The sequence below is a fragment of the Microbacterium sp. PAMC22086 genome (assembly GCF_019443525.1).
Classification (GTDB): Bacteria; Actinomycetota; Actinomycetes; order Actinomycetales; family Microbacteriaceae; genus Microbacterium; species Microbacterium maritypicum.
The window spans coordinates 1330805-1347618 of sequence record NZ_CP080380.1 but is presented as its reverse complement, the minus strand read 5'-3'; the positions used below and the strand labels follow the sequence as shown (position 1 = coordinate 1347618).

The window sequence follows — 16814 nt, the reverse complement described above, 5'->3', positions numbered from 1 at the left end:
TTTCCTGTTCGCTGTCTTCGTACCGCCCCGGGCAGGGGCAGGCCGTTACTTCTCGACCGATCAGCGGTAGCGGTAGACGATACGGCCGCGGGTCAGGTCGTAGGGGCTGAGCTCCACGACCACACGGTCCTCGGGGATGATACGGATGTAGTTCTGCCGCATCTTGCCGGAGATCGTTGCAAGGACCTTGTGTCCGTTGCTGAGCTCAACGCGGAACATCGCGTTGGGCAGAGCCTCGGAGATCACGCCCTCGATCTCGATGACACCGTCTTTCTTAGCCATAGCCTCGCTGACGCTTCTGCAGATCGGTCGATCTGCGGTGGGTGATTGGTTTGTGGTGCTGCACCGCCGGACACGCCGAATCAAGGCACAAAGCACCAAAGATCAATTATATACGCCAACGAGGGCCCCGGCAACCAATCGGCGCCGAAGCCCTCGTGCGAGTGTATCGCGGGCTGGAAACCGCTAGATGACTGCCTGCGCGTCAGTGACCCAGGTCACCGCGCACGCCTTGAAGTTGAAGCTCAGGCCGAACGGCCCGCCAAGTGTCTTGTAGTTCCACTTCTTGGACGGGAAGCACTGCCACATCACCTGGAACGTCTTGTTCGAGCACGACCCGATGATGTTCGCACCACTCCACCCGAACGAGGAGCATGTCGCGGAACCTGCCGCCTGGGCGGGAGCGGCCACTCCCAGGGGAACCATCAGTCCCAAGACCAGGGCCGCTGCCGCACCGGCCCCCGAGAGCCGCCGAGTGACCCTGTTGCCTCGCACCTTACGCGTGGTCCCGCCCGCGGGCCCCGCCGTCAAAATCTCCATCATCCATCCTCCGGTCATATCAGTTACTTCAAACGACCGTAGTCACGGAGCTGGCCACTCACTAGAGACTTTGCTCCAACGTATCGACGAACCATCGTCCCGCAGCTCTGTACCAAAGCACGACGGGAAGACGTCACCTACAGCGTCCGGCTCGTGCCGACGTCTGCGGTGGGACCGTGATGGCGGAGTCAGACCGGGCGCTCGTCAGAAGCCCGGGAATGTCACCCGAGCAGCTTTGCGAACTGGCTCGCGATGTCGGCATTCTGGATTCGATCCCCGTTGATCACAACGGTGGGGGTGCCGACGCGCCCGGTCTCAGGGTCAGGAGGGGTCAACGCCGTCATGTCAGCCACGAACTTGTTGAACGTGCCGGCCGAGATGCAATCGGCTGCGGCGCCTGCGCCAGACTCCTCGGCGATCGCAGACAGCTCCTTGTCCGTCAGACCCGTCGAGTTCTCTTCCGGCTGACGCTCGAACAGCAAGTTGAAGAAGGCCAGGAACGAGTCAGGCGCCTGCTCTGCGACACAGTACGCCGCATTCGCTGACCGTGTGGAGAACTGCGTGTTCTGCGAGGCTCGATCGAGAATCGAGATCGGGTGGATGCTGAGCGTGATGGTGCCGTTCGCAGCCGCCGACTGGAGCTGTTCGCCATAAGCATCCTCGAACTGGCCGCAGATCGGGCACATGAAGTCGACGTACGTCTCGATCTCATCTTCGCCGGATCCAAAGCTGATGGCTCCTGTCTTCCCATCGACGATATCGCTCTTGGGAGCTACACCGGGCGCGGTGGCCTGGTTGTTGAGGAACACCACGAGACCACCGATCGCCACCAGCACCACGACCACGGCGATGGAGACGCCGATCGCGAACCAGTTGGTGTTGCTCTTCGCCGCTGCCATTACTTTCCGATCTCTCGAGGCTCGACCCCGAACGGGGCGAGTCCGGCTCTTCCACCATCGGGCGCAGTCAGCACCCAGATACCCCCATCATGCAGGGCGACGCTATGTTCCCAATGGGAGCCGTCCGTACCGTCCACCGTGGTGACGGTCCAGTCGTCCTCCTCGATGAAGGTCGCCTCCCCACCAGCGGTGACCATCGGCTCGATCGCGAGCACGAGGCCGGGCTTCACGTCTTCACCGCGGTCGGGTGTGCGGTAGTTGAAGACGCTGGGGGCTTCGTGCATCTTGCGACCGATGCCGTGCCCGACGTATTCGCGCAGGATGCCGTAGGGCTCACCGGTAACGGCAGACGGTCCCTGCGCCTCGATGTAGTCCTGGATGGCCGCACCGATCTCGTCGATCGACGACACGGACGCCATGGCGGCGATTCCCGCCCACATGGACCCCTCGGTCACGCGGGAGAGCTCCTCGCGACGGGCGACCAGCTCGGGGCGCTCCGGGTCGGGCACGACCACGGTGATGGCGCTGTCGCCGTTCCACCCCTGGAACTGCGCACCGCAGTCGACCGACACGATGTCACCCGGCTGGAGCACCCGCTCCCCCGGGATCCCGTGCACGACCTGCTCGTTCACCGAGATGCAGGTGGTGTGGTGATAGCCGCGCACCAGCTGGAAGTTCGACTCCGCCCCGCGGGCGAGGATCGCACGGTTCGCCACCGTGTCGAGCTCGAGCGTCGTCACACCGGCCTTGATCAGCGGGCGGACGGCATCCAGTGCCGCCGCCGTGATGAGGCCGGGCTCCACCATGGCTCGCAGCTGAGCCGGGGTCTTGTAGATCGACCGGCGGAACATCTCAGGAGGCGGAGGCCGCGAGACGCAGACCGCGCGCGGCCAAGGCCTCGGCGATGCGCTCGGTGATCTCGTCGAGGGAGCCGACGCCGTCGATACGGTCGACGATGCCCTTGGCCCCGTAGACCTCGAGGATCGGAGCGGTCTCGCGCTCGTAGATGTCGAGGCGGTGGCCGATGGCCTCCGGGGTGTCGTCGGAGCGACCCTGCTCGGTCGCGCGGAGTGTCAGACGCTCCAGACTCTCCTCGCGCGGCACGTCGAGGAGGATGACGGCGTCGAGCGCCTGTCCCCGTTCGGCGAGGAACGACTCGAGGTGGGCGACCTGCGCGGTGTTGCGCGGGTAGCCGTCGAGCAGGAAGCCGTGAGCGGCATCCTCCTGTGACAGGCGGTCGCGCACGATCTCGCTCGTCAGCTCGTCCGGAACGAGGTCGCCCTTGTCGAGGATCGCCGTGACCTGCTGCCCGAGGGGCGTCCCCTCCTTGATGTTCGCCCGGAAGATGTCGCCCGTCGAGACGACCGGGATGCCGTAGGACTCGGCGATGCGCACGCCCTGCGTGCCCTTGCCGGAGCCCTGCGGGCCGACGATGAGAAGACGTGCGGATGCTGTCATCGGAGGAGCCCTTCATAGTGTCGCTGCTGCAGCTGCGCGTCGATCTGCTTGACCGTCTCGAGACCCACACCGACGATGATGAGGATCGAGGCGCCGCCGAACGGGAAGTTCTGGTTGGCGCCGACGGTGGCCAGAGCGATGAGCGGGATGAGCGCGATCAGACCGAGGTACAGGGAGCCGGGGAGCGTGATGCGGGTGAGCACGTAGTCGAGGTACTCGGCCGTCGGGCGGCCCGCGCGGATGCCGGGGATGAAACCGCCGTACTTCTTCATGTTGTCCGCGACCTCGACCGGGTTGAACGTGATCGCCACGTAGAAGTACGTGAACCCGATGATCAGCAGGAAGTACGCGGCCATGTAGACCGGGCTGTTGCCCGACGTGAAGTTCGTCGTGATCCAGGTCACCCAGGCGGCCGGAGTCGATCCGTCCTGCGGGGTGTTGAACTGCGCGATGAGTGCCGGGATGTACAGCAGCGACGAGGCGAAGATCACGGGGATCACACCCGCCATGTTCACCTTGATCGGGATGTAGGTGTTCGTGCCGCCGTAGGTGCGTCGACCCACCATGCGCTTGGCGTACTGCACCGGGATGCGTCGCTGGGATTGCTCGACGAACACGACGAGCCCCATCACGATGATTCCGACCAGCAGCACCAGCAGGAAGACCTCGAAGCCCTTGGTCTGCCAGATGAGGCTCATGGCACCGGGGAACGTGGCGGCGATCGAGGTGAAGATGAGCAGCGACATGCCGTTGCCGATGCCGCGCTCGGTGACGAGCTCGGCGAACCACATGATCAGGCCGGTACCGGCCGTCATCGCCATGATGATGAGCAGCTGCGCCCACCACACATCGTTCGTCAGAAGCTGCTGGCAGGCCGCGAGATCGGTCGTGCCGAAGAGCTGGCCGCTACGGGCCACCGTGACGAGAGTCGTCGACTGGAGCAGCGCGAGGGCGATCGTGAGGTAACGCGTGTACTGGGTCAGACGGGCCTGGCCGGCCTGTCCTTCCTTGTGCAGCGCCTCGAAGTGCGGGATGACCACGCGCAGGAGCTGCGTGATGATCGTCGCGGTGATGTACGGCATGACGCCGAGCGCGAAGATCGACAGCTGCAGCAGCGCGCCGCCGGAGAAGAGGTTGACCAGTCCGAGCAGCCCATCGGTGCCCGCGTTGGCGGCAAGACACTCTTCGACGTTCGGGAAGTTCACGAACGGCGCCGGGACGTTGGAGCCGAGCCGGTAGATCGCAACGATGGCGAGTGTGAAACCGATCTTCCGACGCAGGTCGGGGGTGCGGAAGATCCGCGCGATGGCGCTAAACAAGGACGTTCCTCCTGAAAAGGTTGCCGATTCCCGAAGGACGGCTGAAAGACCAGGGTAACGCAAACCGGGCTTCCCGGAATTCGCCACCGATACCAGGCCCGCCGGATGCGGCCCCAGAGCGAGGTCTCGGAGTGTGAAACCACAAGAGGGGCCGGAGAATCTCCGACCCCTCTTGCTAAGCGGTTACTTGACGGATCCGCCAGCCGCGACGATCTTCTGCTCGGCAGAACCCGAGACCTTGTCGACCGAAACGGTGAGCTTCACGGCGATGTCGCCGTTTCCGAGAACCTTGACCTTCTCGTTCTTGCGAACGGCACCCTTGGCGACCAGGTCGCCGATGGTGACATCGCCACCCTTCGGGTACAGCTCCGCGAGCTTCTCCAGGTTCACGACCTGGTACTCCACGCGGAACGGGTTCTTGAACCCGCGCAGCTTCGGGGTGCGCATGTGCAGCGGCATCTGCCCACCCTCGAAGCCGACGCGAACGGTGTTGCGCGCCTTGGTGCCCTTGGTTCCACGACCAGCGGTCTTACCCTTGGAGCCCTCACCACGGCCGACGCGAGTCTTGGCGGTGTTGGATCCGGGGACGGGACGCAGGTGGTGCACCTTCAGCACGCCGGGGCGGGATGCCGGAGCATCCTTCGCAGGCGTTGCCTTCTTGGCAGCCGGCTTCTTGGCAGCGCCATCAGCCTTGGCGTCGGCGGCAGCGGTCTTGGCCGGAGCCTTCTTCGCGGCCGGCTTCTTCTCGGCGGCAGCCTTGGGAGCTGCAGCCTTCTTCGTGGCCTTCTCAGCCTCGACGGCCTCGTTCTTCTCAGCCATTAGTCGATCTCCTCAACCTTGACGAGGTGGGCGACGGTCTTGACGTAACCGCGCGTCTGCGCGTCGTCGGGGCGGACGGTGGTGTCACCGATCCGCTTCAGACCGAGGCTGCGCAGCGTGTCACGCTGGTTCTGCTTCTCGCTCACCTTGGACTTGATCTGCGTGACCTTCAGTCGCGCGGCCATCAGGCACCTACCTTCTGTGCGGCGATGGCCTCGGCCTCGGCGCGCACGAGGCGCGCAGGGGCGACCTGGTCGAACTCGAGGCCACGACGCGCGGCGACCGCACGAGGCTCCTCGAGCTGCTTCAGGGCGGTGACCGTCGCGTGCACGATGTTGATCGTGTTCGACGAGCCGAGCGACTTCGACAGCACGTCGTGGATACCGGCGCACTCGAGCACGGCGCGGACCGGACCACCGGCGATGACACCGGTACCGGCAGCGGCCGGACGGAGCAGGACCACACCAGCGGCCGCCTCACCCTGCACGGGGTGCGGGATGGTGCTGCCGACGCGCGGAACGCGGAAGAAGTTGCGCTTGGCCTCTTCGACACCCTTCGAGATCGCCAGAGGGACCTCGCGGGCCTTGCCGTAGCCGACGCCGACCAGACCGTTGCCGTCACCGACGACCACGAGGGCGGTGAAGCTGAAGCGACGACCACCCTTCACGACCTTCGAGACGCGGTTGATGGTGACGACGCGCTCCAGGAACTGGTTGTCGCCACGGTCACGGGAGTTGCGGTCGCGGCCGCCACCCTGGTTGCGGTCACGACCGCCGCGGCGGCCATCACGCGAATCGCGAGCCGGCTCAGCCTGCGTGGTGCCGGCAGCCGTCTCGGAAGTGGCAGCAGCCGCTTCGGTCACTTCGTTCTCCTTGTTGTCACTCACAGTGCCAGACCCCCCTCGCGGGCGCCGTCGGCGATGGCGGCGACACGACCGGCGTAGCGGTTGCCGCCACGGTCGAACACTGCCTCGGAAACTCCGGCAGCCTTCGCACGCTCGGCGAGGAGCTCGCCGACCTTGCGGGCCTTGGCGGTCTTGTCACCCTCGAGCGAGCGCAGGTCGGTCTCGAGCGTCGAAGCCGACGCCACGGTGTGACCCTTGCTGTCGTCGACCAGCTGCACGAAGACGTGGCGGGCCGAGCGGTTGACGACGAGACGCGGACGCGCCTCGGTGCCGACGACCTTCTTGCGAAGGCGGGCGTGACGACGCGCGCGGGCGTCAGACTTTGACTTCAGAGCCATGGTTACTTACCACTCTTTCCGGCCTTGCGACGCACGTTCTCGCCGGCGTAGCGCACACCCTTGCCCTTGTACGGCTCGGGCTTGCGGATCTTGCGGATGTTGGCAGCTGCCTCGCCGACAGCCTGCTTGTCGATCCCGCTGACGGTGAGCTTGGTGGTGCCCTCGACCGTGAGCGTGATGCCGGCGGGCGGGTCGATCAGGACCGGGTGCGAGAAGCCGAGGGCGAACTCGACCGAGCTGCCCTTCTGCTGCACGCGGTAACCGGTGCCGACGACCTCGAGACCCTTGGTGTAGCCCTGGGTCACGCCGATGATGTTGTTGTTGATGAGCGTGCGGGTCAGGCCGTGAAGCGACCGCGACTCGCGCTCGTCGTCGGGGCGGGAGACCAGAACCTGGTTCTCCTCGACCGCGACCTCGATGGGGCTGGCCACCGTGAGGGTGAGTTCACCCTTGGGGCCCTTCACCGCGACCTCGCGGCCGTCGACCGAAACGGTCACGCCCGCGGGAACGTCGATGGGAAGTCGTCCAATACGCGACATTTCGAATTACCACACGTAGGCGAGAACTTCTCCGCCCACGCCCTTCTGCTCTGCCTGACGGTCGGTGAGAAGACCGGAGGAGGTGGACAGGATCGCCACGCCAAGGCCGCCGAGGACCGTGGGAAGCTCGGTCGACTTCGCGTAGACGCGGAGACCGGGCTTCGAGACGCGCTTGATGCCAGCGATGGAGCGCTCACGGTTGGGACCGTACTTCAGCGTCAGCGTGAGGTTCTGTCCGACGCGGGCGTCAGAGGTCTCCCAGCCGGCGATGTAGCCCTCCTGCTGGAGGATCTGAGCGATGTGCGTCTTGAGCTTGCTCGACGGCAGGGTCACGGAATCGTGGTGCGCCGAGTTCGCGTTGCGCAGACGGGTCAGCAGATCTGCGACCGGGTCTGTCATTGTCATTGTTGATTTCCTTTGTTCATGAGGTTCCGGCTGCCGTTACACGACAGACGGCCTGCGATGACACGCAATTTTCAATTATACGTGCACATCGACGGGCTCAGTGACACGAGACCACTGAGCCCGTCGAGGGTGTTACGCCTGTGCGTCTTCCGAGCGGAAAGGGAATCCGAGATGACGGAGCAGTGCCCGGCCCTCTTCATCCGTCTTCGCGGTGGTGACGACGGTGATGTCGAAACCGCGAACCCGGTCGATCTTGTCCTGATCGATCTCGTGGAACACGCTCTGCTCCTGGAGACCGAAGGTGTAGTTTCCGTTGCCGTCGAACTGCTTGCCCGAGAGACCGCGGAAGTCGCGGATACGGGGCAGTGCGAGCGAGACGAGGCGATCCACGAACTCCCACGCGCGGTCACCGCGGAGGGTGACGTGCGCGCCGATGGCCTGACCCTCGCGCAGCTTGAACTGCGCGATGGACTTGCGAGCCTTCGTGACGATCGGCTTCTGGCCGGTGATCTTGGTGAGATCGTCGACCGCGCCATCGATCACCTTGCTGTCGCGAGCTGCCTCGCCGACACCGGTGTTCACGACGACCTTGACCAGTCCGGGGATCTGCATGACGTTCGCGTAACCGAACTCGTCCTGCATCGCCTTCTTGATCTCGGTGTTGTACTTCTGCTTCAGGCGCGGCTGGATCTTGCCAGCCGGCGCGGCAGTGTCGGTGCTCATCAGAGGTCCTTACCGCTCTTCTTCGCGTAGCGCACGCGGACGGTGCGCTTGACGCCGTCCTTGGTCTGCTCCTCGACCCGGTGGCCGACCTTGGTCGGCTTCTTGGTCGAGGGGTCGACGAGTGCGACGTTCGAGATGTGGATGGAGGCTTCGACGGTCTCGATGCCTCCGGTCTTGGTGCCACGCTGCGTCTGGCCGACGCGGGTGTGCTTGGTGACGTAGTTCACGCCTTCGACGATGACGCGGTTCTTGTCGGAAAGGACGTCGAGGACCTTGCCCTGCTTGCCGCGGTCGCCGCCACGTTCCTGCGTGGCACCGGTGATGACCTGAACCAGGTCACCCTTCTTGATCTTCGCCATGATTAGATGACCTCCGGCGCCAGCGAGACGATCTTCATGAACTTCTTGTCGCGAAGCTCACGACCGACCGGCCCGAAGATACGGGTGCCGCGGGGCTCCCCGTCGTTCTTCAGGATCACTGCGGCGTTCTCGTCGAACTTGATGTAGGAGCCGTCCGGGCGACGGACCTCCTTCTTGGTGCGGACGATGACCGCCTTGACGACATCGCCCTTCTTGACGTTGCCACCGGGGATCGCGTCCTTGACGGTCGCGACGATGGTGTCGCCGAGTCCCGCGTAACGGCGCTTCGAGCCACCGAGAACGCGGATGGTGAGCAGCTCCTTGGCGCCGGTGTTGTCGGCGACCTTGAGTCGGGATTCCTGCTGGATCACTTGGCCTTCTCCAGAATCTCCACCAGGCGCCAGCGCTTCGTGGCGCTCAGCGGGCGGGTCTCGTTGATCAGGACCAGGTCGCCGATGCCGGCGGAGTTCGCCTCATCGTGCGCCTTGACCTTCGAGGTGCGGCGGATGACCTTGCCGTAAAGCGGGTGCTTCACGCGGTCCTCGACCTCGACCACGATGGTCTTGTCCATCTTGTCGCTGACGACGTAGCCGCGACGTGCCTTGCGGTAACCGCGGGCAGCGGAGTCGCGGACGTCGTGCTCGGACGACTCGTGTCCTGCGGCCTGCGTCTCCACAGTCGCTTCCTTCTTGGTGGCCATCACTCAGCCTCTTCCTTCACGGCGTCGTCGGCGGAGTCCGCCTTCTTCGCCTTCGACTTGGTCGCCTTCTTGGCCGGAGCCTCGACCGGAGCGGGCGTCGCACGGATGCCCAGCTCGCGTTCGCGGATCACGGTGTAGAGGCGCGCGATGTCGCGCTTGACGGCGCGGATGCGGCCGTGGCTCTCCAGCTGGCCGGTGGCCGACTGGAAACGGAGGTTGAACAGCTCCTCCTTGGCCTTGCGCAGCTCCTCGACGAGGCGCTGGTCTTCGAATGTGTCGAGCTCTGCCGGGGCGAGCTCCTTGGTGCCGATCGCCATTACGCGTCGCCCTCCTCGCGCTTGATGATGCGTGCCTTGAGCGGCAGCTTGTGAATTGCACGGGTCAGAGCTTCGCGTGCGAGCTCCTCGTCGACACCCGCGACCTCGAAGAGGACACGGCCCGGCTTGACGTTGGCGACCCACCACTCGGGGGAACCCTTACCGGAACCCATGCGGGTTTCGGCAGGCTTCTTCGTGAGCGGACGGTCGGGGTAGATGTTGATCCACACCTTTCCACCACGCTTGATGTGACGGGTCATCGCGATACGAGCGGACTCGATCTGACGGTTCGTCACGTAAGCGGGCGTGAGGGCCTGGATACCGTACTCGCCGAAGGAGACCTTCGTGCCGCCGGTGGCCTGACCCGAGCGACCCGGGTGGTGCTGCTTGCGGAACTTGACCTTACGGGGGATGAGCATTATGCCGACGCTCCTTCTGCGACAGGTGCCTCGTTGCGCGGGGCACGGCGGCGGTCGCCACCACGGTCGTCACGACGAGCCTTGGGTGCGTTGGCCTGCTCGCGAGCGAGCTCCTTCGCGGTCAGGTCGCCCTTGTAGATCCAGACCTTCACGCCGATGCGGCCGAAGGTGGTCTTCGCCTCGTAGAAGCCGTAGTCGATGTTCGCGCGCAGCGTGTGCAGCGGCACACGACCCTCGCGGTAGAACTCCGAACGGCTCATCTCGGCGCCGCCGAGGCGGCCGGAGACCTGGATGCGGATGCCCTTGGCGCCGGCGCGCTGCGCGCCCTGCAGACCCTTGCGCATCGCACGACGGAACGCCACACGAGCAGAGAGCTGCTCGGCGATGCCCTGTGCGACCAGCTGAGCGTCGGCCTCGGGGTTCTTGACCTCGAGGATGTTCAGCTGGATCTGCTTGCCCGAGAGCTTCTCGAGGTCGCCGCGGATGCGCTCGGCCTCGGCCCCACGACGACCGATCACGATGCCCGGACGGGCGGTGTGGATGTCGACGCGGACGCGGTCACGGGTGCGCTCGATCTCGATGTTCGAGACACCGGCGCGGTCGAGCTGCGTCTTGAGCAGGTTACGGATCTTGATGTCCTCGGCGACGTAGTCGGCGTAGCGCTGACCCGGCTTCGTCGAGTCAGAGAACCAACGCGAGACGTGGTCCGTCGTGATGCCGAGACGGAAGCCGTACGGGTTTACCTTCTGTCCCATTACTTGCTCGCCTTCTTGTTGCTGTCGCCCGTGGCGGCCGGAGCTGCCTCAGGCGTCGAGAGCACGACCGTGATGTGGCTCGTGCGCTTCTTGATCTGGAAAGCGCGACCCTGAGCACGGGGCTGGAAACGCTTGAGCGTGGTGCCCTCGTCGACGTACGCGTTGGCCACGTACAGGTCCTGCTCGTCGAGGAACTCGCCGTCGCGATCCGCCTTCACCTGCGCGTTGGCCATGGCCGACGCGACAAGCTTGTAGATCGGTTCGCTGGCGCTCTGCTGTGCGAACTTGAGGATCGCGAGAGCTTCCTGTGCCTGCTTGCCCTTGATGAGCGCGACGACACGACGAGCCTTCTGAGGGGTCACGCGGATGTGTCGCACGCGTGCGATCGATTCGACCATTAGCGGCGCCGCCCCTTCTTGTCGTCCTTCTCGTGGCCGCGGAAGGTGCGGGTGGGCGCGAACTCGCCCAACTTGTGACCGACCATGGTCTCGGACACGAACACAGGGATGTGCTTGCGTCCGTCGTGGACCGCGATCGTGTGACCCAGCATGGCCGGGATGATCATGGACCGACGGGACCAGGTCTTGATGACGTTCTTGGTGCCGGCTTCGTTCTGCACGACCACCTTGCGAAGCAGGTGATCGTCGACGAAGGGGCCCTTCTTAAGACTGCGAGGCATCTTCTCTTACTCCTACTTACGCTTCTTGCCGGCGTTACGACGACGCACGATGTACTTGTCGCTTTCCTTGTTGGCGTGACGGGTACGACCCTCAGCCTGGCCCCACGGGGAGACGGGGTGACGACCACCGGAGGTCTTACCCTCACCACCACCGTGCGGGTGGTCGACCGGGTTCATCGCGACACCACGCACGGTCGGGCGGACGCCCTTCCAGCGCATGCGGCCGGCCTTACCCCAGTTGATGTTCGACTGCTCGGCGTTGCCGACCTCGCCGATGGTCGCGCGGCAGCGCGCATCGACGTTGCGGATCTCGCCCGAGGGCAGACGCAGCTGGGCGTAGGGGCCGTCCTTGGCGACGAGACGGACGGATGCACCGGCCGAACGTGCCATCTTCGCGCCGCCGCCGGGACGGAGCTCGATCGCGTGGATGACGGTACCCGTGGGGATGTTCTTCAGCGGGAGGTTGTTGCCCGGCTTGATGTCAGCCCCGGCACCCGACTCGACGATGTCGCCCTGCTTCAGCTTCGCCGGAGCGAGGATGTAGCGCTTCTCACCGTCGAAGTAGTGCAGCAGCGCGATGCGCGCGGTGCGGTTGGGGTCGTACTCGATGTGAGCGACCTTGGCGTTGACGCCGTCCTTGTCGTTACGACGGAAGTCGATGACACGGTACTGGCGCTTGTGGCCACCACCGATGTGACGGGTCGTGATGCGGCCCTGGTTGTTGCGACCACCGGTCTTCGAGAGCGGGCGCAGCAGCGACTTCTCCGGCGTCGATCGAGTGATCTCGGCGAAGTCAGCCACCGACGAGCCGCGACGGCCCGGGGTCGTGGGCTTGTACTTGCGAATAGCCATTATTGTCCTTTATCCCCCGGATCAGCCGATTGCCGTGAAGATGTCGATGGTGCCCGACTTCAGGGTGACGATGGCGCGCTTGGTGTCCTTGCGCTTGCCGGTGCCGAAGCGGGTGCGGCGTGCCTTGCCGACGCGGTTGAGGGTGTTGACCCCTGCGACCTTGACGCCGAAGATCTTCTCGATGGCGAGCTTGATCTCGGTCTTCGAAGCGCGCGGGTCGACGAGGAAGGTGTACTTGCCTTCATCGATGAGACCGTAGCTCTTCTCGGACACGACCGGCTTCAGGATGATGTCGCGCGGGTCCTTGTTCAGGGCCGTCTGGAGAACAGATGCCTGCTCGCTCATGCGGAGACCTCCTGGTTGGCGCCGGACTTGGAGGCGATGAAGCCCTCGAGCGCGGCCTGGGTGAAGACGATGTCGTCGGAGACGAGCACGTCGTATGCGTTGAGCTGGTCGAACGTGAGCACGTGCAGGTTCGACAGGTTGCGGATGCTCTTCAGCGTCACGTCGTCGTTGCGCTCGATCACGACGAGCACGTTCTTCGACGAGACGACGTTGGTGAGGAAGTTCACCGCGGTCTTGGTCGAAGGCGTTCCGTCGATCCCGAAGGACTCGATGGCGTGGATGCGGTCACCGCGGAAGCGGTCGCTGAGCGCGCCCAGCAGGGCGGCGGCGATCATCTTCTTGGGGGTGCGCTGCGAGTAGTCGCGCGGCTTGGGGCCGTGCACGATGCCACCACCGGTCATGTGCGGCGCGCGGATCGAACCCTGACGGGCGTTACCCGTGCCCTTCTGCTTGAAGGGCTTGCGACCGGCACCCGAGACCTCGCCACGACGCTTGGTCGAGTGCGTGCCCTGGCGAGCCGCCGCGAGCTGCGCGACGACGACCTGGTGGATGAGCGGGATGTTCGTCTTGGCGTCGAACAGCGCGGCGGGAAGCTCGATCGAGCCTGCCTTCTTGCCGTCTGCCTTGAGGACGTCGAGCGCGAGAGTGGAGTCAGCCATGATCAGGCACCCTTCACTGCGTTGCGGACATAGACGATGCGGCCACGAGCACCGGGGACGGCGCCCTTGACGAGCATGAGTCCCTTCTCGATGTCGATGGAGTGCACCGTGAGGTTGAGGACGGTCACGCGCTCGCCACCCATACGGCCGGCCATGCGCATGCCCTTGAAGACGCGGCTCGGGGTCGACGATGCGCCGATCGAGCCGGGCTTGCGGTGGTTGCGGTGCGAACCGTGCGAAGCCGAGACGCCCTTGAAGTTGTGACGCTTCATGACACCGGCGAAGCCCTTGCCCTTGCTCGTGCCGACGACGTCGACGAGCTGGCCCGCTTCGAAGGTGCCGTCGACCGTGAGCTCCTGGCCCAGGTTGTAGTCGCCGGCGTCCGCGGTGCGGATCTCGGTGACGTGACGACGCGGCGTGACGCCGGCTGCCTCGAAGTGAGCGGAGAGCGGCTTGTTGACCTTGCGGGGGTCGATCTGGCCGTACGCGATCTGCACGGCGTTGTAGCCGTCCTTGTCGGGCGTGCGGACCTGGGTGACCACGTTGGGTGCCAGCTCGATGACGGTGACGGGAACGAGCTTGCCGCTCTCGTTCCACACCTGGGTCATGCCGAGCTTCGTGCCCAGCATGCCCTTGGAAACCTTGGAGTTGATGTCAGCCATGTCGAACCTCAGAGCTTGATCTCGATGTTGACATCGGCCGGCAGGTCGAGACGCATCAGCGAGTCGACGGCCTTGGGCGTCGGGTCGACGATGTCGATCAGACGCTTGTGGGTGCGCATCTCGAAGTGCTCGCGGCTGTCCTTGTACTTGTGCGGCGACCGGATGACGCACACGACGTTCTTCTCGGTCGGAAGGGGCACGGGGCCGACGACGGTTGCGCCCGCACGGGTCACGGTGTCGACGATCTTGCGTGCGGACGTGTCGATGACCTCGTGGTCATACGACTTCAGGCGAATGCGGATCTTCTGTCCCGCCATTGTCTGCTCTCTCTCTTTAAGCGTCTTACCGACCGGGACCGGGTGGCCCTGGGGCATTGGACGCACGTCGGCGCTGTTCGCGCCTCGGCACGAGAACGACCCTCGCGAGTCGATCTGCTGCACCACTGTTCTTCTGTCAGCCGGAAGCCGTGAGGCGACCGGATGCCGACCTTCCGCCGCGCACGGCGGAAGCCTTCGTGAAGAAGGGTGTCGGGGTGTGTTCTGCTACCCGCGGCCTAGAACCCTGCACCGTCCCGGAGGAGGCGCCGTCTATGCACTGCCCTGGCAGTGATCCGACGCACGCACAGCGGCGACGGAATATCGAACCTGTCTATTCTGCCACGGCTGATTTCACTTGTGCAAACCCGGGCGTGTCGCGGTCCGACGAACGCGACCCAGACGGTGCGTGAACAGGTTAGAGTGCGGGAGATAGCGGGGCGAGGCATCCCCATGCCTCGCCCCGCTTGGGGAGGGCGTTCAGTGCGAGGGGGCACACCGAACGCGAGTAGCCCGGCGTGAAGGGACGCCGAACTCCTCGACCGAGGGCGCGGCGGAAGACCCGCCGCGCAGGCGGGGTGACGCTCAGGCGCAATGAGTGCGCGCGTCGCACGATGATCCCCAAGATCGCATATCCCCAGTTTGTACGCGGAACTCCGCGTGCTTCGGGAAACCGAACCCCTTCGGCTCCCCCGACCGCAAGATCCCCAGGCGGTCGAGACGATCCTACTGGATACAACCGTGAATGCGCCACATCCGACGACATTCCGGCACGGACGCTGCCCCTCCAGCACGCACGAGCGGCGACCCACAGGTGGTGGATCGCCGCTCAGGGCTTGCGGTCTTTCTTACTCGTTGCCGACGGCCTTGTCAGCGCCGTCGCGGATCTCATCGATCTTGTCCGCGGCACCGGGGGCGATCTTCTTGGCGAAGTCCGCGACGCCGTCGAGCACCTTGTCGCTGATGTCCTCGGCCTGCTCGCTCTTGACGGCCTCGGCGATCTTGTCCTTGTTCTGCTCGTACAGATCCTTGCCCTTGTTCACGGCGTCTTCGATGCCCATGTGATTCCCCTTCTGAAGGTGTGCCGCCGACCGATCGAGCCGACCACACTCATTGTGCATGTCCACCCCGGCAAACGGAACCCTCGCGTCCCGGGTCGACGACAGCACCGCGCCCCACAGGTCGGCATCGACGACAAAGGGGCCGGACCCGAAGGTCCGACCCCTTTGCGAGGAAGCAGATGCTTACTTGATGATCTTCGTGACCGTACCGGCGCCGACGGTGCGTCCACCCTCACGGATGGCGAAGCCGAGGCCCTCCTCCATGGCGATCGGCTGGATCAGCTCGACCGTCATGTCGGTGGTGTCGCCGGGCATGACCATCTCGGTGCCCTCGGGCAGCGAGATGACGCCGGTGACGTCGGTGGTGCGGAAGTAGAACTGCGGGCGGTAGTTCGTGTAGAACGGGTTGTGACGGCCACCCTCGTCCTTGGACAGGATGTACGCGGTGCCCTCGAAGTCGGTGTGCGGCGTGACCGAACCCGGCTTGACGATGACCTGACCGCGCTCGACGTCCTCACGCTTGGTGCCGCGGAGCAGCAGACCACAGTTCTCGCCGGCCCAGGCCTCGTCGAGCTGCTTGTGGAACATCTCGATACCCGTGACCGTGGTCTTGACGGTCGGACGGAGTCCGACGATCTCGACCTCGGAGTTGATGGCCAGCGTGCCACGCTCGGCGCGACCCGTGACGACGGTTCCACGACCGGTGATCGTGAAGACGTCCTCGACGGGCATCAGGAACGGCTTGTCACGGTCACGCTCCGGGTCCGGAACGCTGTCGTCGACAGCCTGCATCAGGTCCAGGATCGCCTGGGTCCACTTCTCGTCGCCCTCGAGGGCCTTGAGAGCGGAGACGCGGACGACAGGAGCGTCCTCGTCGAAGCCCTGGCCGGCGAGCAGCTCGCGGACCTCGAGCTCGACGAGCTCCAGGATCTCCTCGTCGTCGACCATGTCGGACTTGTTCAGCGCGACCAGCAGGTAGGGAACGCCGACCTGCTTGGCGAGCAGCACGTGCTCACGCGTCTGAGCCATGGGGCCGTCGGTGGCGGCGACCACGAGGATCGCGCCGTCCATCTGAGCCGCACCGGTGATCATGTTCTTGACGTAGTCGGCGTGGCCGGGAGCGTCAACGTGCGCGTAGTGGCGCTTCGGGGTCTCGTACTCGATGTGCGAGATGTTGATGGTGATACCACGCTGGCGCTCTTCCGGCGCCGAGTCGATGGAAGCGAAGTCACGCTGCACGTTGGTGTCGGACGGGTACTTGTCAGCAAGCACCTTCGAGATCGCTGCGGAGAGCGTGGTCTTGCCGTGGTCGACGTGACCGATCGTTCCGATGTTGACGTGCGGCTTGGTCCGCTCGAACTTGGCCTTAGCCACTGGGTCCTCCTCAGGACGTCGTTGTAGAGGTGACCGGGCACTGGTTTGCGACCGGTTCTCTACGGGTTAGGTTCTCAGTTTAGTAGAGAGGGAAT

General features: G+C 64.9%; 28 protein-coding genes. All 28 read right to left on the bottom strand.

The features are described from left to right. Positions 1 to 60: 60 nt before the first annotated feature. The 28 genes from infA to tuf all read right to left on the bottom strand — a co-directional run bounded on the left by infA (position 61) and on the right by tuf (position 16719). Entirely contained in the window at positions 61 to 282 is a 222-nt protein-coding gene (gene infA / locus KY497_RS06795; RefSeq protein WP_017201569.1) for a translation initiation factor IF-1, read from the bottom strand. Positions 283 to 465: 183 nt separating this feature from the next. After that, complete coding sequence (locus KY497_RS06790) at positions 466 to 819, bottom strand: hypothetical protein (RefSeq protein ID WP_218682041.1); 354 nt, start codon at positions 817 to 819, stop codon at positions 466 to 468. Between the two features lie 221 nt (positions 820 to 1040). Beyond that, entirely contained in the window at positions 1041 to 1664 is a 624-nt protein-coding gene (locus KY497_RS06785; RefSeq protein ID WP_258185942.1) for a DsbA family protein, read from the bottom strand. 53 nt (positions 1665 to 1717) lie between these two features. Then, positions 1718 to 2569, bottom strand: a complete 852-nt coding sequence (map, locus tag KY497_RS06780; protein ID WP_219870139.1) for a type I methionyl aminopeptidase — start codon at positions 2567 to 2569, stop codon at positions 1718 to 1720. Position 2570: 1 nt separating this feature from the next. Beyond that, positions 2571 to 3176 (bottom strand): adenylate kinase, encoded by a 606-nt coding sequence (locus tag KY497_RS06775; protein ID WP_021201114.1) that lies wholly within the window; start codon positions 3174 to 3176, stop codon positions 2571 to 2573. Then, positions 3173 to 4495 (bottom strand): preprotein translocase subunit SecY, encoded by a 1323-nt coding sequence (gene secY / locus KY497_RS06770; RefSeq protein ID WP_021201115.1) that lies wholly within the window; start codon positions 4493 to 4495, stop codon positions 3173 to 3175. The genes KY497_RS06775 and secY overlap by 4 nt, the downstream gene beginning before the upstream one ends. A 183-nt stretch (positions 4496 to 4678) precedes the next feature. After that, positions 4679 to 5314: a 50S ribosomal protein L15 gene (gene rplO, locus KY497_RS06765; protein ID WP_219870138.1), complete on the bottom strand. Its 636-nt coding sequence runs from the start codon at positions 5312 to 5314 to the stop codon at positions 4679 to 4681. Continuing rightward, on the bottom strand, positions 5314 to 5499 hold the full coding sequence (gene rpmD / locus KY497_RS06760) for a 50S ribosomal protein L30 (RefSeq protein WP_017201575.1): 186 nt from the start codon (positions 5497 to 5499) through the stop codon (positions 5314 to 5316). The genes rplO and rpmD overlap by 1 nt, the downstream gene beginning before the upstream one ends. Then, positions 5499 to 6176 carry a 30S ribosomal protein S5 gene (gene rpsE / locus KY497_RS06755; RefSeq protein WP_017829196.1) on the bottom strand — a complete coding sequence of 226 codons (678 nt, stop codon included), beginning with the start codon at positions 6174 to 6176 and terminating at the stop codon, positions 5499 to 5501. The genes rpmD and rpsE overlap by 1 nt, the downstream gene beginning before the upstream one ends. 20 nt (positions 6177 to 6196) lie before the next feature. Further along, a complete protein-coding gene (gene rplR / locus KY497_RS06750; RefSeq protein WP_017201578.1) occupies positions 6197 to 6556 on the bottom strand; it encodes a 50S ribosomal protein L18 in 360 nt (119 codons plus the stop codon). A gap of 2 nt (positions 6557 to 6558) precedes the next feature. Continuing rightward, entirely contained in the window at positions 6559 to 7095 is a 537-nt protein-coding gene (gene rplF / locus KY497_RS06745; protein WP_017829197.1) for a 50S ribosomal protein L6, read from the bottom strand. A gap of 6 nt (positions 7096 to 7101) precedes the next feature. After that, complete coding sequence (gene rpsH / locus KY497_RS06740; RefSeq protein WP_021201117.1) at positions 7102 to 7500, bottom strand: 30S ribosomal protein S8; 399 nt, start codon at positions 7498 to 7500, stop codon at positions 7102 to 7104. 132 nt (positions 7501 to 7632) lie between these two features. Continuing rightward, complete coding sequence (gene rplE / locus KY497_RS06735; protein ID WP_021201118.1) at positions 7633 to 8223, bottom strand: 50S ribosomal protein L5; 591 nt, start codon at positions 8221 to 8223, stop codon at positions 7633 to 7635. Continuing rightward, positions 8223 to 8582, bottom strand: a complete 360-nt coding sequence (gene rplX / locus KY497_RS06730; RefSeq protein ID WP_021201119.1) for a 50S ribosomal protein L24 — start codon at positions 8580 to 8582, stop codon at positions 8223 to 8225. The genes rplE and rplX overlap by 1 nt, the downstream gene beginning before the upstream one ends. A 2-nt stretch (positions 8583 to 8584) precedes the next feature. After that, on the bottom strand, positions 8585 to 8953 hold the full coding sequence (gene rplN, locus KY497_RS06725; RefSeq protein WP_017201583.1) for a 50S ribosomal protein L14: 369 nt from the start codon (positions 8951 to 8953) through the stop codon (positions 8585 to 8587). Continuing rightward, positions 8950 to 9282: a 30S ribosomal protein S17 gene (rpsQ, locus tag KY497_RS16885; protein ID WP_021201120.1), complete on the bottom strand. Its 333-nt coding sequence runs from the start codon at positions 9280 to 9282 to the stop codon at positions 8950 to 8952. Before rpsQ ends, rplN begins: the two co-directional genes overlap by 4 nt. Then, positions 9282 to 9599 (bottom strand): 50S ribosomal protein L29, encoded by a 318-nt coding sequence (gene rpmC, locus KY497_RS16880; RefSeq protein WP_017829202.1) that lies wholly within the window; start codon positions 9597 to 9599, stop codon positions 9282 to 9284. Before rpmC ends, rpsQ begins: the two co-directional genes overlap by 1 nt. Then, the gene (gene rplP, locus KY497_RS06710) at positions 9599 to 10018 is read right to left on the bottom strand and encodes a 50S ribosomal protein L16 (RefSeq protein ID WP_017829203.1); all 420 of its coding nucleotides are present in this window, start codon (positions 10016 to 10018) and stop codon (positions 9599 to 9601) included. The genes rpmC and rplP overlap by 1 nt, the downstream gene beginning before the upstream one ends. Next, a complete protein-coding gene (rpsC, locus tag KY497_RS06705; protein ID WP_017201587.1) occupies positions 10018 to 10773 on the bottom strand; it encodes a 30S ribosomal protein S3 in 756 nt (251 codons plus the stop codon). The genes rplP and rpsC overlap by 1 nt, the downstream gene beginning before the upstream one ends. After that, positions 10773 to 11171, bottom strand: a complete 399-nt coding sequence (gene rplV, locus KY497_RS06700) for a 50S ribosomal protein L22 (RefSeq protein WP_021201121.1) — start codon at positions 11169 to 11171, stop codon at positions 10773 to 10775. Before rplV ends, rpsC begins: the two co-directional genes overlap by 1 nt. Continuing rightward, entirely contained in the window at positions 11171 to 11452 is a 282-nt protein-coding gene (gene rpsS / locus KY497_RS06695; protein WP_017829205.1) for a 30S ribosomal protein S19, read from the bottom strand. The genes rplV and rpsS overlap by 1 nt, the downstream gene beginning before the upstream one ends. A gap of 12 nt (positions 11453 to 11464) precedes the next feature. Beyond that, positions 11465 to 12304, bottom strand: coding sequence for a 50S ribosomal protein L2 (rplB, locus tag KY497_RS06690; RefSeq protein ID WP_017201590.1), 840 nt, complete (start codon positions 12302 to 12304; stop codon positions 11465 to 11467). A gap of 21 nt (positions 12305 to 12325) precedes the next feature. After that, positions 12326 to 12649, bottom strand: a complete 324-nt coding sequence (gene rplW, locus KY497_RS06685; RefSeq protein ID WP_017829206.1) for a 50S ribosomal protein L23 — start codon at positions 12647 to 12649, stop codon at positions 12326 to 12328. After that, the gene (gene rplD, locus KY497_RS06680) at positions 12646 to 13308 is read right to left on the bottom strand and encodes a 50S ribosomal protein L4 (RefSeq protein ID WP_021201122.1); all 663 of its coding nucleotides are present in this window, start codon (positions 13306 to 13308) and stop codon (positions 12646 to 12648) included. The genes rplW and rplD overlap by 4 nt, the downstream gene beginning before the upstream one ends. A gap of 2 nt (positions 13309 to 13310) precedes the next feature. Next, a complete protein-coding gene (gene rplC, locus KY497_RS06675; protein WP_219870137.1) occupies positions 13311 to 13970 on the bottom strand; it encodes a 50S ribosomal protein L3 in 660 nt (219 codons plus the stop codon). Positions 13971 to 13978: 8 nt separating this feature from the next. After that, positions 13979 to 14287: a 30S ribosomal protein S10 gene (gene rpsJ / locus KY497_RS06670; RefSeq protein WP_017201594.1), complete on the bottom strand. Its 309-nt coding sequence runs from the start codon at positions 14285 to 14287 to the stop codon at positions 13979 to 13981. Positions 14288 to 15132: 845 nt separating this feature from the next. Further along, entirely contained in the window at positions 15133 to 15345 is a 213-nt protein-coding gene (locus KY497_RS06665; protein ID WP_021201124.1) for a hypothetical protein, read from the bottom strand. 183 nt (positions 15346 to 15528) lie between these two features. Continuing rightward, positions 15529 to 16719, bottom strand: coding sequence for an elongation factor Tu (gene tuf, locus KY497_RS06660; protein WP_017829210.1), 1191 nt, complete (start codon positions 16717 to 16719; stop codon positions 15529 to 15531). Between the last annotated feature and the right edge of the window lie 95 nt (positions 16720 to 16814).

Excerpts from the sequence above, each read along its gene's own strand:
- KY497_RS06790 (WP_218682041.1), bottom strand. The coding sequence starts at position 819 with ATGGAGATTTTGACGGCGGGGCCCGCGGGCGGGACCACGCGTAAGGTG.
- KY497_RS06665 (WP_021201124.1), bottom strand. The coding sequence starts at position 15,345 with ATGGGCATCGAAGACGCCGTGAACAAGGGCAAGGATCTGTACGAGCAG.
- rplB (WP_017201590.1), bottom strand. The coding sequence starts at position 12,304 with ATGGCTATTCGCAAGTACAAGCCCACGACCCCGGGCCGTCGCGGCTCG.
- rpsC (WP_017201587.1), bottom strand. The coding sequence starts at position 10,773 with ATGGGACAGAAGGTAAACCCGTACGGCTTCCGTCTCGGCATCACGACG.
- rplV (WP_021201121.1), bottom strand. The coding sequence starts at position 11,171 with ATGGTCGAATCGATCGCACGCGTGCGACACATCCGCGTGACCCCTCAG.
- rpmD (WP_017201575.1), bottom strand. The coding sequence starts at position 5,499 with ATGGCCGCGCGACTGAAGGTCACGCAGATCAAGTCCAAGGTGAGCGAG.
- rplX (WP_021201119.1), bottom strand. The coding sequence starts at position 8,582 with ATGGCGAAGATCAAGAAGGGTGACCTGGTTCAGGTCATCACCGGTGCC.
- rplE (WP_021201118.1), bottom strand. The coding sequence starts at position 8,223 with ATGAGCACCGACACTGCCGCGCCGGCTGGCAAGATCCAGCCGCGCCTG.
- rplR (WP_017201578.1), bottom strand. The coding sequence starts at position 6,556 with ATGGCTCTGAAGTCAAAGTCTGACGCCCGCGCGCGTCGTCACGCCCGC.
- rpmC (WP_017829202.1), bottom strand. The coding sequence starts at position 9,599 with ATGGCGATCGGCACCAAGGAGCTCGCCCCGGCAGAGCTCGACACATTC.
- map (WP_219870139.1), bottom strand. The coding sequence starts at position 2,569 with ATGTTCCGCCGGTCGATCTACAAGACCCCGGCTCAGCTGCGAGCCATG.
- rplW (WP_017829206.1), bottom strand. The coding sequence starts at position 12,649 with ATGAGCGAGCAGGCATCTGTTCTCCAGACGGCCCTGAACAAGGACCCG.
- rpsJ (WP_017201594.1), bottom strand. The coding sequence starts at position 14,287 with ATGGCGGGACAGAAGATCCGCATTCGCCTGAAGTCGTATGACCACGAG.
- rpsS (WP_017829205.1), bottom strand. The coding sequence starts at position 11,452 with ATGCCTCGCAGTCTTAAGAAGGGCCCCTTCGTCGACGATCACCTGCTT.
- rplC (WP_219870137.1), bottom strand. The coding sequence starts at position 13,970 with ATGGCTGACATCAACTCCAAGGTTTCCAAGGGCATGCTGGGCACGAAG.
- rpsH (WP_021201117.1), bottom strand. The coding sequence starts at position 7,500 with ATGACAATGACAGACCCGGTCGCAGATCTGCTGACCCGTCTGCGCAAC.
- rplP (WP_017829203.1), bottom strand. The coding sequence starts at position 10,018 with ATGCTCATCCCCCGTAAGGTCAAGTTCCGCAAGCAGCACCACCCGGGT.
- rplD (WP_021201122.1), bottom strand. The coding sequence starts at position 13,308 with ATGGCTGACTCCACTCTCGCGCTCGACGTCCTCAAGGCAGACGGCAAG.
- rplO (WP_219870138.1), bottom strand. The coding sequence starts at position 5,314 with ATGGCTGAGAAGAACGAGGCCGTCGAGGCTGAGAAGGCCACGAAGAAG.
- infA (WP_017201569.1), bottom strand. The coding sequence starts at position 282 with ATGGCTAAGAAAGACGGTGTCATCGAGATCGAGGGCGTGATCTCCGAG.
- rplF (WP_017829197.1), bottom strand. The coding sequence starts at position 7,095 with ATGTCGCGTATTGGACGACTTCCCATCGACGTTCCCGCGGGCGTGACC.
- KY497_RS06775 (WP_021201114.1), bottom strand. The coding sequence starts at position 3,176 with ATGACAGCATCCGCACGTCTTCTCATCGTCGGCCCGCAGGGCTCCGGC.
- rpsQ (WP_021201120.1), bottom strand. The coding sequence starts at position 9,282 with ATGGCCACCAAGAAGGAAGCGACTGTGGAGACGCAGGCCGCAGGACAC.